Origin of the sequence: Caballeronia sp. GACF4 (genome assembly GCF_023631025.1) — a bacterium.
Lineage (GTDB): Bacteria > Pseudomonadota > Gammaproteobacteria > Burkholderiales > Burkholderiaceae > Caballeronia.
Map to the genome: position 1 here is coordinate 716,130 of NZ_JALQDW010000018.1, position 12,186 is coordinate 728,315.

The following is a 12,186-nucleotide window of genomic DNA, read 5'->3' on the forward strand; positions in this document are numbered from 1 at the left end:
TCTATACAAGTTAGGCACAAGTCTAAACGGGCAGAAAGGACGAAACAAGGGGCTATCCGGGATTACACCGAGGCAATCCCGAACATAGCGCTTGACTTGTCTATACAGCTACAGCACTTTCTCCATCACGAGTTGCGCGAAGCGCTGCCCCCGCACCTCGACAGCCCGCGCAAGCAGCATGGTGAAGCCGCAATACTCGAAGAACGGCTGCGAGCCCAAGCTCGCATACGTGTGCAGCACGCGCATGCCGTTTTTCTCGGCATGCTCCTCGATGGACGCGAGCAGCGCGGTGGCCACGCCTTTGCGCTGATGCCTCGGCTCGACGAACATCATGTCGATGAGCCCGTTTTCGTGGACATCGGCGAAACCGGCGAGCTCGTCGTCCGTGAATGCCACCCAGGTTGGCCGGCTGAGGCGGGCGGCATGCCACTCCTCGCGGTCGGTTTGCGCCCAGGCATCGATTTGTGCCGGGCTGTAGTACTCGGACGCGCTTTCACGAACGGCGCGCACGAACAGATCGATCACGCCGTCGAGGTCACTCGCCTGGTACGGTCTGATGTCAACTCTCGGGAACTGGGACTCGAACTCGAACTCGACCATCTCATCACCTTCGTATTGCAGTCAAAAGAAACAAGCCGCGTGCGCGAAGCAGCGGCGAAAGAGCGTGAAGACACGCGGGAAAAAAGTAGGAGTTCATGCGGAACGCGGCGCTGCGGCAACGTGCGTGGATCAGCTGACCCAGGCCACCGTCGCAATACCGAGCGCGGTCATTGCGAGCGACGCGCCGACGTGCAGCGCGATCTCCGCGAGCGCCCAGCCGGGCCGCCCTTGCTGAAGATGCGCGACCACTTCGGCCGAGAACGTGGAGAACGTGGACAAGCCGCCCATCAGACCGGTCGTGACGAAGAGACGCCATTCAACGGAGATGTCCGGCAAGCGCGCAAAGGTCGCGACCGCCACGCCGATGATGTATCCGGCAATCACATTCGATGCAAAGGTGCCGAGCGGCAGGTTTGGAAAGATTCCATTGAGGCGCAAACCGAGCGCCCAACGAAGCAGCGATCCCAGCCCGCCGCCTATTCCCACCGCGATGATCGACAAATACATAAATAAAATCGATTTGATTGAAAGGTTGTCCGCACTCGGGATGCGCTCAGGCGTCAGTGGCAAGCCGCTCGATCAGCGCCGCGCGGCTCGTCTCGACGATCCACTGCTCGGCGTGCCGCAGCCGCGCCGCCCATGTGCCATTGCGCCGCTCTTCCCAGCAACCGGCTTCGTGGCCGTCGATGAAAAGCGAGCCGCGCATGACGAGTTGCGGAGCGGCGGGATCGAGCGTCACATCGTCGTTGTGTTCGAGCTTCACGTCGTGCATGAAAGCGCCTGCAAAAAATCGTTGAAGAAAGTACCGTGCCGATGACCGATCAGCCAAGACCTCCATTCTAACGATAGTTCCTCCGTTCACCGTAACATGAAGGACATTGCCGAAAGGCAATTGAGTGTGCGTACGACCTGTTCGATGCCGGGCGCATCGAAGGCGAGCGTGACGGCATCGAGCCGTTCGAGCGTCGGCCACTGACAGAAGAGATCGGCATAAGCGGAGCTTTGCGTGCGCAGTTCGCAACGGCGTGAGTCCGGTGCATGGTGTGCGCGTGAACTTGAATGACGCGAGGCCTCGACCGTCTCCTTCGCCGCGCGCCTGATCGATGCGCACGCGGCTTCAGGCGTATCCGTAACGCCGCTCGAATAGCCGTGCGCCGTCTTCACGCAAACGAAGTTCGCATCCGGGAACACGGGCAAGGTCTCCGCGCCGAACACGTCGTCGCCCGTGATGAGCGCGACGCGTGCGCCGCGCGCCTCGGCAAGCTGCCCATATAGCGCGGCCTCGCCAACCTCTTCTCCGTCGAGCATCACGCGCGCAAATGCAGCGCTGTTGATGGTATGCGCGAGAATTCCGCGACTCTGCGCCCGCGCGTGATAGCCGACCATGAACACCAGTTCCGGCGATGCCTCCAGTCCCGCCATCATGCCGAGCGTGCGCGGCTTGCCGAGCACGAGACGCGCGCGCGGATCGAACGCGTTCGGCAATAGATTACGAAAGCCGCCGTGAGAATCGTTGACCCAGACTTCGGTCGCGCCGCCATCGAAGGCACCGAGCACGGCGGCGTTCGCTTCGTTCGTCATGAAGCGGCGCGCCTGTTCGTATTCGCCGTTGCCCGCGCGCGTTTGCTCCGGATGAAACACGCCCGCGACGCCTTCGATATCCACCGAGATCAACACTTTCATTGGCTTTTCCACACTTCGTTGAGCGACGCGCGACGATGCCCGTCGCGGCCCGTGACGCTTTCGGCGCTGAAGAGCGCGTCGAGAATGGCCTGTTCGGTGGCGTCCGCCACGCATTGAAAGAGCGGATCGAGACGCGCGTCCGGCAGCAAGCGCGGCAAGTCGATGAACTCGGCGTCATGAGGCACGGTGTACGCCGTCGAAAACGCCAGCGCAATGTCGCCGCTACCGTGACCGAAGACCGAACCGGTGCGCGCGAGCCCGGCTGCGGCGCGCATGGCGAGACGGCGAAGCTGCCGCGCATCGAGCGGTGCATCGGTGGCGATCAGCATGATGATCGAACCTTGCTCGCGTTGTGGCGCCTGCGCTTGCAGCGTGCGTCCAATGGCATCGCCGGCAATCGTGAGTTGCGGCAAGCGTCCGAAGTTGGCGAGCACGAGCGCGCCCGTGGTGTAGCGTTCATCGCCGATATCGACGACACGCGAGGCCGTGCCAATCCCGCCCTTCAAGTCGAAGCACGACATGCCGCGTCCCGCGCCCACGGCGCCGCGCGCGAAGTCCGGCGAACACGAAGCGAGCGCATGCCGGTAATGCGCTTCTTCGACGGCGAACGCCTGCATGTCGTTCAGAAAGCCGTCGTTGCATTCGAGCACTAGCGGATTCACGCTCGGCCAGTCGCGGCCAATGCGCGGATTGCCTTCGAGCGCCGCGCGGATCTGCGCGTTCGCCACCGTGCCCGCCGCGAAGGTGTTGGTGAGCGCGACAGGCGTTTCGATCACGCCGAGTTCATCGATCTGCACGAGCCCGACGCTCTTGCCGAAGCCGTTGATGACGCATGCCGCCGCTGGCGTCTTGTTGCGATACGCATCGCCGTCATGCGCGCGCACCACCGTCACGCCGGTTTGAATCGCGCCATCGGCGAGGGTGTAATGGCCAACGCTCACGCCCCGCACGTCCGCAATGCTGTTGCGCGCGCCCGCGTCGAGCACGCCGATATGCGGCGGCTTCACGGCCGGTCGAGCTTGGGATCGAGCGCGTCGCGCAGACCGTCGCCGAGCAAATTGAACGCAAGCACCGTCAGAAAGATGGCGAGGCTCGGGAAGATGGCGACATGCGGTGCCATCGCCATGTCGGCGCGGGCTTCGTTGAGCATCGCACCCCACTCGGGCGTCGGCGGCTGCGCGCCGAGGCCGAGAAACGAGAGACTCGCCGCCGTGATGATCGACGTGCCGATACGCATGGTGAAATACACGACGACCGAGGAAATGGTCCCCGGCAGAATGTGCCGCATGATGATGGTCCAGTCCGACGCGCCTATGCTGCGCGCCGCCTCGATATACGTCAGGTGCTTGAGCGCGAGCGTGTTGCCGCGCACAAGCCGCGCGAACGCGGGAATGCTGAAGATAGCCACCGCGCAGATCACGTTGATCATGCCGTTACCGAGAATGGCCACCACGCCGATGGCGAGCAGAATGCCGGGGAACGCGAACAGCACGTCCGAAATACCCATGACGATGCGGTCCCACCAGCCTTCGTAGTAGCCCGCGAGCAGCCCGAAGAACGTGCCGATCACCGCGCCGATCACGACCGACAGCAAGCCCGCCGAGAGCGAAATGCGGCTGCCGACGAGAATGCGGCTCAAAATGTCGCGGCCGAGCGAGTCGACACCGAACCAGTGCGCTGCCGAAGGCCCCGCGTTGAGCGCGTCGTAATCGAAATAATTTTCCGCGTCGTAAGGCGCGATATACGGCGCGATCACCGCGATCAGGATCAGAAGCACGACGAACACGGCCGCCGCGAGCGCCACGGGCTGACGCTTGAGCTTGCGCCAGAACTCCGTCCACGGCGTGCGGATCTCCTGTTGCGGCGCGACCGCGACCTTCGCCTCTGTGGCTGTCACACTCATGCGGTCCTCACTTGAAACGAATGGTCGGGTTGATGACCGCGTAGAGGACATCGACCACCAGATTGATGACGATGAACTCCAGCGAAAACAGCAGCACTTCGGCCTGGATCACGGGATAGTCGCGCATCTCGACGGCATCGACGAGCAGGCGCCCGAGCCCCGGCCAGTTGAACACTTTCTCGACCACGATCGAGCCGCCCAGCAGGAAGCCGAACTGCAGGCCCATCATGGTGACGACGGGAATCATCGCGTTACGCAGGCAGTGTTTGACGATAACCATCGGCTCGTGCACGCCCTTCGCGCGCGCGGTGCGCACGAAGTCCTCGCCGAGCACTTCGACGAACGACGCGCGCGTGAAGCGCGCCATCACGGCGGCCACGGCCGCGCCGAGCGTGAGCGACGGCAGCACGTAGCTCTGCCACGAACCATCGCCGACGATAGGCAGCCAGCCGAGCTTCACCGAGAAGATTTCCATCAGCAACATGCCGAGCGCGAAGGCGGGAAACGAGATGCCCGATACCGCGATGGTCATGCCGAGCCGGTCCGGCCACTGGTTGCGCCAGACCGCCGAGACGATGCCTATCGCCATGCCGAACGCCACGGCCCACGCCATGCTCGCGAGCGTGAGCCAGAGCGTCGGCATGAAGCGCTCGCCGATCTCCGTACTCACCGGCCGCTTGCTGCGCGTGGACATGCCGAAGTCGAAGTGCACGATCTTGCCGAAGAAGCTCGCGAATTGCTGCGGCAAGGGCTTGTCGAGACCGAGATCGGCCCGCACGAGCGCAACCGTCGCCTGATCCGCTTCGGGTCCGGCGGCCAAACGCGCGGGATCGCCCGGCAACATGTGCACGAACAGGAACACCAGCACCGCGACGATGAAGAGCGTCGGCAAGAGCCCGAAGAGGCGTTTGGCGAGGAAGGTAAGCATCGTCGAGGCGCTTTACTTGATCGCGATGTCGTCGAAATTGAACGAGCCGTCGGGCATGACGTAAGCGCCCGTCAGACGCTTGCTGCGCGCATATACCACTTTCTCCGTGACGAGGAAGATCCACGGGGCGTCGTCCCAGATGCGCTTTTGCGCGTCGGCGTAAAGCTGCGTCTTCTCCTTGCGGTCGGTCGTGGTGAGCGCCTTTTGCAGATCGGAATCGACGGTATCGTTCTTGTAATAGGCCGTGTTGAAGAGCTTCGGCGGAAACGACGAACTCGCGAGCAAGGGCGAGATGGCCCAGTCCGCTTCGCCCGTCGACGACGACCAGCCGACGTAGTACATGCGCACCGGCGCGGTGGCCGGCTCCGGCGCGCTTTCCACGCGCTGCACGCGCTGGCCGGCTTCGAGCGCTTCGATCGTGGTCTTCACGCCCACTTGCGCCAGCTGCTGCTGCACGAACTGGATGATCTTCTGCGCCGTCGTGTGGTTATAGCCCGACCACAACACGGTCTCGAAACCGTTCGGATAACCCGCTTCCTTCAGCAGCTCGCGCGCCTTGGCCGGATCGTATTTCCACGGCCCGAGCTTGGTCGAGAAGTCCACGCCCGGCGGCGCCACGCCTTCGGACGGCACCGCGTAACCGGCAAACGCGACCTTCACGAGCGCGTCCTTGTTGATCGCATAGTTGAGCGCCTGACGCACCTTCGGATTATCGAAAGGCTTCTGCGACGTGTTCATGCTCACGTAGCGCTGAATGATGGAAGGCGCCGCGATCAGATCGACCTTCGGGCTCGCCTTGAGCGTCGCGGCCTGCTCGAACGGAATCGAAAACGCGAAGTCCGCTTCGCCCGTTTGCATGAGCGCGGCGCGCGTGTTGTTATCGACCACCGGCTTCCAGTCGATCATGTCGATCTTCGGATAGCCCTTCTTCCAATAGCCCGCGAACTTCTTCACCTTCAGGTCGTCGGTCTGCTTCCATTCGACGAACTCGAACGGTCCCGTGCCGACCGGATGAAACGCGATGTCCTTGCCGTATTGCTTCAACGCGGTCGGCGAAATCATCACGCCCGCCGGATGCGCGAGCACGTTGATGAACGCGGAAAACGGCATCTTGAGCGTGATCTTCACCGTGTACGGATCGATCACTTCGGTCTTCTCTATCTTGTTGAAAAGACCGTAGCGCTTGAGCTTGTTGTTCGGGTCCGTGACCCAATCGAAGGTCGTCTTCACGGCTTCGGCGTTGAAGTCGGTGCCGTCCTGAAACTTCACGCCCTGCCGCAGCTTGACCGTGTAGACCTTCGCGTCCGGACTCGCTTCGTAGCTCGTCGCGAGCACGGGCTGAATCTTCATGTCCTTGTCGAAGCCGAAGAGCCCTTGATAGAACGACTTGGCGACCGCTTGCGAGAGCGTGTCGTTGGCATCGTAGGGGTTCATCGTCGTGAAGGTCGAGGCCACCGCCATCACGGCGGTGCTCTGGGCGAACGCGGGCGCGGCGGCAAGCGCGCTGAATACGCATGCGCTCGCGGCTAAAAGCGCGCGCATGGAGCTGGATTTCGTTGACGGCATCGTTAGACTCCTTTGACTTGACTGATCTTGACTAGCGCTTAATAAGCGCCGCCGACATGATGCTCGGCGACATAATGGTCCGGGCCGACCGCAACGAGTTTCGCCACCACCGGTTGATCGCCGAGTTGGCGGATCGGGCTCGGTATTTCGTCGGCGGCGAGCATGCGTTTGGCGTGACGGCGCGCGGGATCGGCCACCGGCACCGCGCTCATCAGCTTTCTCGTGTACGGATGACGCGGCGCTTCGAACACCGCCGCGCGCGGCCCGATCTCGACGATCTGCCCGAGATACATCACCGCCACGCGATGACTCACGCGCTCGACCACCGCCATGTCGTGCGAGATGAAGAGATACGCGACGCCGAGTTCGCGCTGCAGATCGAGCATGAGATTGACGATCTGCGCGCGCACGGAGACATCGAGCGCGGAGACGGATTCATCGGCGATCACGACTTTCGGGTTCAATGCAAGCGCACGCGCAATGGCGATCCGTTGACGTTGCCCGCCCGAGAATTCATGCGGATAACGCTGCGCGGCTTCGGGCGGCAAGCCGACTTTTTCGAGCAGCCAATCCACGCGTTGTTGCGCTTCGCGTCCGCTTGCGACGTTGTGGACGAGGAGCGGTTCCATCACGGAAAAGCCCACGGTCAAACGTGGATTCAGCGAGGCGAACGGGTCCTGAAAGATGAACTGGATATTGCGGCGCAGCGCCTGAAGTTCGGGGCCTTTCAGCGCGCTGATGTCGCGTCCGTCGAATTCGATGGAACCGCTCTGGCTTTCGACGAGCCGCAAGAGCGAGCGCCCCGTGGTGGACTTGCCGCAGCCCGATTCGCCGACGAGCGCAAGCGTCTCGCCCGGACGCAGATCGAAACTCACGCGCTCGACCGCATGCACCGCCGCCGTCGTGCGTCCGAAGATGCCGGTCTTCACCGGAAAGCGCGTGACCAGATCGCGCACGCGCAAAATTGGCCGCGCGGTTTCGTCGATGGCGGGCTGCGTCTCTCTTTCGACCGCCGCGGATGGCCGCAGCGCGCTGGCATCGTCGGGGGCGAGTTCGGCAGGCTCCACTTCGAGAATCGGAAACTTGGCGGGGCGATCGGTGCCCTGCATCGCGCCGAGCGTCGGCACGGCGGCGAGCAGCGCCTTCGTGTACGGATGCCGCGGACGCGCGAACAGCGCGTCGGATTCGGCTTCCTCCACCTTCTCGCCGCGATACATCACCAGCACGCGATCCGCCACTTCCGCGACCACGCCCATGTCGTGCGTGATGAAGATCACGGCCATGTTCATCTCGTCCTGCAGGCCGCGCACGAGTTGCAGGATCTGCGCCTGAATGGTCACGTCGAGCGCGGTGGTCGGTTCGTCGGCAATGAGCAGCGCGGGCCGGCACGAAAGCGCCATGGCGATCATCACGCGCTGCCGCATACCGCCCGACAACTGATGCGGATAGCGCCCGAACACGCGGCGCGCCTCGGGAATGCGCACGAGATCGAGCAGACGCAGCACTTCGTTCTTCGCCTCCGCGCGGTTCTTGCCCTGATGCAGCGCGATGGCTTCCGCGATTTGATCGCCCACCGTGAACACCGGATTGAGCGAGGTCATCGGCTCCTGGAAGATCATCGCGATATCGGCGCCGCGCACGCCGCGCATCGTGGCGGACGAGGCTTGCGCCAGATCGAGCACTTGCCCGCTGCGTCGCCGGAACGCCATGCTGCCTGCCGTCACCGCGCCGCCGCCGTGTTCGACGAGACGCATGAGCGCAAGCGACGTCACCGACTTGCCTGATCCCGATTCGCCGACAATGGCGAGCGTCTCGCCACGATCGACGGCAAAAGACATGTTGCGCACCGCTTCGACCGTGCGCGAGCGCGAGCGGAAAGTGACGGAGAGATCGCGTACGTCGATGACGCGTGCGTCGGGTAACGTCGTCATGTGCGGTAGATCGCCGTGAAGGGTTGCTCGCCCACGCGCGCGAATCCGCGATACATCCCTTCGGTATTGAACGGCAGCGTGACATTGCCCTTTGCATCGACGGCGATGAGTCCGCCGCGTCCATCGATACGCGGCAGCTTGTTCATCACGACATCGCGCGCGGCGACTTCGAGCGGCAGCCCGCGATATTCCATCTGCGCCGCCACGTCGTAGGCAGCCAGCATGCGCATGAACATCTCGCCCGTGCCCGTGGTCGAGACCGCACAGGTCGCATCGTTCGCGTAGCAGCCCGCGCCGATCAACGGAGCATCGCCGACGCGGCCGATCTGCTTGTTGGTCATGCCGCCCGTCGATGTCGCGGCCGCGAGATGACCGTGCGCGTCGAGCGCCACCGCGCCGACCGTGCCGAACTTCTTCGCAGGATCGAGCGGATCGTCTTCGCCCGCGGCGAGCGTCGCCGCGTCGTGATCGAGCATTGTGCCGGATGCGCCACGCGCCTTCTGCCATTGCTCGTAGCGCGCATCGGTATGAAAGTACGACGGCTCGACGAATTCGAGTCCTTGCGCCGCCGCGAACGCTTCCGCGCCGGCCGCCGTAAACATCACGTGTTCGCTCACGTCGAGCACGCGGCGCGCGGCGAGCACCGGGTTCTTCAAGCGCGTCACGCACGAGACGGCGCCTGCTTCGAGCGTCGCGCCGTCCATGATGGATGCATCGAGTTCGTGCGTGCCCGCGGACGTGAAGACCGCACCGTGACCTGCATTGAAGAGCGGACAATTTTCGAGCAGACGCACGGCTTCGGTAACGGCGTCGAGTGCGCTGCCGCCATCGGCGAGCAGGCGTTCAACCGCGCGCAGAATCTCCGCGAGCGCCGCGTGATAGCGCGCTTCGGCGTCGCTCTTGAGCGCGGCGCGTACGATCGTGCCGGCGCCGCCGTGAATGGCAATGACCGGAATGGCGTTCATGATTCGCGCGGCTCCGTGTGGGGATGTCGAGTCTGCCGGCGGCGCGGTGTTTGCACGCCGGACGCACTCTTGAGGATAGAAGGTGCGACGAGCCACGGCAGCACGAATTCGGTCAATCTGGATGCCGCCTCGACCGAACGCTTCGCGCGATGCGCAACGGCGTCGCACAAGGCTTCGATGACGGCAAGCACGGCGGTGTCGCAATTGGCGGCGAGCCGCCGTTCCGCGCCGATGGTCAGCACGAGATCCGCGATACGCGCGAGCGGCGACGCGATGCTGTCGGTGAGCGTAACCACGCGCACGCCATGGTCGCGCGCTTGCCGCGCAAGCGTGATGGTGTCGTCGACATAGCGCGGGAAGGCGATGGCAACGAGCAAATCCTCGCGCGATGCCGTGAACAGACGCCGCGCCGCATGCGATGGCCCGCCCGTCAGCGCGAGCGACTGCACGTTCGCGCAATAAGGCGTGAGGCCATGCTCCATGAGACCGGCGAGGAACGCGCTCGCGCCGTAACCGAGCACGAAGACCTGGCGCGCCGCGAGAATGGCTTCGACGACGGCGACGGCCTTCGCGGCATCGACGGAAGTCTGGGCAAGACGCAGATTCGCCGAGGCCTGCGCGAGCGAGGCATCGAAGACATCCGCGCCGCTAGCGGGCGATTCCAGCGCGGAGCGCAATCGTTCGACCGGCGCGATGGTGGCCTCGAAGCCGCGCACCAGCGCCTCGCGAAACGCGGGATAGCCGGAAAAACCGAGCGCGCGCGCAAAGCGGTTCGCCGTGGCAACCGATGCCCCGACCGCTTCCGCCAGTTCGTCGATCCGCATGGTGGCCGAGCGAAACAGGTTGGCGAGCACGAACGCGCCCATGCGCTGATGGATCGGCGTCAGGCCCGGCATGGCCGCAGCGATGCGCGCGGAGATCAGATCGTCGGCATCCGTCGACGGATGGACCGCTGGTGAGCGTGACATGGGCGCTGGAACAACTCCCGCTGTAAGCAAATGCAATGAAAGTATATTTACCCAAAACAATCGCCGAAAAAAATTCATTTTCATCGAACGCGGGTTTTCGATAAGACGGTCATCGAGCAAACCGTGCGCGCGGAAATGGTGCGCGTTCATGCACAATACGGGGCGCCTTGCATTCGCCCTTTCGTGGAAGCCATGAATCTCGATTTTCTGCCCGACCAGTTGCAACAGCATTTGCCCACGCATCCGTGGGCGCAGCTGGTCTTCGGCATCGTCATGCTGGCGCTCGTCGCGCTCTTCGTGCAGTGGGTGGTCGCGCGCATCGTGCTCGTGATCGCACACCGGCTGCTCGTGCTGGCCGGACACACCGCGTGGGATCAGGCGTTCATCCGCCGGCGCGCCTATCACCGGTTGTGGTACGCGGTGCCGTTTGCGACCATTGCGCTCGGTATCGACGACGTGCCGCATATCGGCCGCTGGGCGACGGTCATCGAGCGTGTGGCGCACAGCGGCGCGTGGGTGTGCGTGTTCCTCGCGACGGGCAGCGCGTTATCGGCGTGGCAGGACGTTTATGCGTCGAGCAAGGAAGCGCAGACGCGCTCCATCAAGGGCTATGTCCAGATCGGCAAGCTCGCGCTCGCGCTGGTGTGCAGCGTGCTCGTGCTGTCCATTCTCATCGACCGTTCGCCGCTCTGGATGCTCTCGGGTCTCGGCGCGTTGTCCGCCGTGCTGCTGCTCGTGTTCAAGGACACGCTGCTGTCGCTCGTCGCGAGCACGCAGCTCACGTCGAACGACATGCTGCGCATAGGCGACTGGATCGAGATGCCGCAAGCATCCGCCGATGGCTTCGTGAAGGACATCGCGCTGCATACGGTCAAGGTGCAGAACTGGGACAACACGGTCACCACGGTGCCGACCTACAAGCTCTTTTCGGAGAGCTATCGCAATTATCGGCACATGTTCGAATCGGGCGGGCGGCGCATCAAGCGGACCATGCGTATCGACGCGCAATGCGTGCGCTTTTTAAGCGACGACGAAACCGACCGTCTCATGCGCTTTCGCCTGCTGCACGATTATCTGCAGCAAAAACAAACGGAAGTCGAACAGGCCAACCGCAATCTCGGCGAACTCGCCAACGAACCCGCGAACCGGCGCAGGCTCACGAACATCGGCACGTTTCGCGCCTACGCGCTGGCTTACTTGCAGCGGCACCCCGAGATCCGGCAGGACATGACGATCATGGTGCGCATGATGGAGCCCGAATCGCAGGGCATTCCGGTGGAGGTCTACTGCTTCACCGCGACGACCGCCTGGACGCAGTACGAGCGCATTCAGGGCGATGTCTTCGACCATCTGCTGTCCATTCTTCCCGAGATGGGATTGCGGCTCTACCAAGCGCCGTCGGGCGCGGATATGTCGGGACTCTCGGGCCGTCTGCGCGGCGAAATGCCGACGCTTTGATTACGCCTTCACACGGGCGCGGGAAGAATCGGGCAAGAATCGTCCAGTTTTGTGTATTCACGCAAGGGTTTCGAATCCTTACGATGTGATCATCGCCGATGTGCCTTGTTTCCCGCCGCTTCGCCTGCCCGGTCAAGCGGCGGTGTGTAGTGGCGCGCATCGCCTTTCCATCGTCGGAATAAGG

At 63.4% G+C, this 12,186-nt stretch carries 12 protein-coding genes; 1 reads left to right on the forward strand and 11 read right to left on the reverse strand.

The genetic code is table 11. The annotated features are described in order from the left end of the window. Nucleotides 1–108: 108 nt before the first annotated feature. The 11 genes from NCR40_RS18360 to NCR40_RS18410 all read right to left on the reverse strand — a co-directional run bounded on the left by NCR40_RS18360 (nucleotide 109) and on the right by NCR40_RS18410 (nucleotide 10,544). Complete coding sequence (locus tag NCR40_RS18360) at nucleotides 109–600, reverse strand: GNAT family N-acetyltransferase (protein ID WP_250493572.1); 492 nt, start codon at nucleotides 598–600, stop codon at nucleotides 109–111. Nucleotides 601–729: 129 nt separating this feature from the next. Beyond that, a complete protein-coding gene (gene crcB / locus NCR40_RS18365) occupies nucleotides 730–1,107 on the reverse strand; it encodes a fluoride efflux transporter CrcB (protein WP_244829370.1) in 378 nt (125 codons plus the stop codon). A 46-nt stretch (nucleotides 1,108–1,153) separates the two neighbouring features. Continuing rightward, on the reverse strand, nucleotides 1,154–1,372 hold the full coding sequence (locus NCR40_RS18370) for a hypothetical protein (protein ID WP_250510200.1): 219 nt from the start codon (nucleotides 1,370–1,372) through the stop codon (nucleotides 1,154–1,156). A gap of 86 nt (nucleotides 1,373–1,458) precedes the next feature. Next, the gene (locus NCR40_RS18375) at nucleotides 1,459–2,283 is read right to left on the reverse strand and encodes a M55 family metallopeptidase (protein WP_244829368.1); all 825 of its coding nucleotides are present in this window, start codon (nucleotides 2,281–2,283) and stop codon (nucleotides 1,459–1,461) included. Continuing rightward, nucleotides 2,280–3,290, reverse strand: coding sequence for a DmpA family aminopeptidase (locus NCR40_RS18380; RefSeq protein ID WP_250510201.1), 1,011 nt, complete (start codon nucleotides 3,288–3,290; stop codon nucleotides 2,280–2,282). The genes NCR40_RS18375 and NCR40_RS18380 overlap by 4 nt, the downstream gene beginning before the upstream one ends. Continuing rightward, nucleotides 3,287–4,186, reverse strand: coding sequence for a glutathione ABC transporter permease GsiD (gsiD, locus tag NCR40_RS18385; RefSeq protein ID WP_250510202.1), 900 nt, complete (start codon nucleotides 4,184–4,186; stop codon nucleotides 3,287–3,289). The genes NCR40_RS18380 and gsiD overlap by 4 nt, the downstream gene beginning before the upstream one ends. Before the next feature lie 7 nt (nucleotides 4,187–4,193). Beyond that, the gene (gsiC, locus tag NCR40_RS18390; RefSeq protein ID WP_244829365.1) at nucleotides 4,194–5,114 is read right to left on the reverse strand and encodes a glutathione ABC transporter permease GsiC; all 921 of its coding nucleotides are present in this window, start codon (nucleotides 5,112–5,114) and stop codon (nucleotides 4,194–4,196) included. Between the two features lie 12 nt (nucleotides 5,115–5,126). Further along, complete coding sequence (gene gsiB / locus NCR40_RS18395; protein WP_370652206.1) at nucleotides 5,127–6,656, reverse strand: glutathione ABC transporter substrate-binding protein GsiB; 1,530 nt, start codon at nucleotides 6,654–6,656, stop codon at nucleotides 5,127–5,129. Between the two features lie 62 nt (nucleotides 6,657–6,718). Then, nucleotides 6,719–8,611, reverse strand: coding sequence for a dipeptide ABC transporter ATP-binding protein (locus NCR40_RS18400; RefSeq protein WP_250510203.1), 1,893 nt, complete (start codon nucleotides 8,609–8,611; stop codon nucleotides 6,719–6,721). Further along, nucleotides 8,608–9,576 (reverse strand): isoaspartyl peptidase/L-asparaginase family protein, encoded by a 969-nt coding sequence (locus NCR40_RS18405; protein ID WP_250510204.1) that lies wholly within the window; start codon nucleotides 9,574–9,576, stop codon nucleotides 8,608–8,610. Before NCR40_RS18405 ends, NCR40_RS18400 begins: the two co-directional genes overlap by 4 nt. After that, nucleotides 9,573–10,544: a MurR/RpiR family transcriptional regulator gene (locus NCR40_RS18410; protein ID WP_250510205.1), complete on the reverse strand. Its 972-nt coding sequence runs from the start codon at nucleotides 10,542–10,544 to the stop codon at nucleotides 9,573–9,575. The genes NCR40_RS18405 and NCR40_RS18410 overlap by 4 nt, the downstream gene beginning before the upstream one ends. A 192-nt stretch (nucleotides 10,545–10,736) precedes the next feature. On the opposite strand from NCR40_RS18410, the gene NCR40_RS18415 reads away from it, so the two are divergent. Next, nucleotides 10,737–12,002 (forward strand): mechanosensitive ion channel family protein, encoded by a 1,266-nt coding sequence (locus NCR40_RS18415; protein WP_244829360.1) that lies wholly within the window; start codon nucleotides 10,737–10,739, stop codon nucleotides 12,000–12,002. The last annotated feature ends 184 nt before the right edge of the window (nucleotides 12,003–12,186 follow it).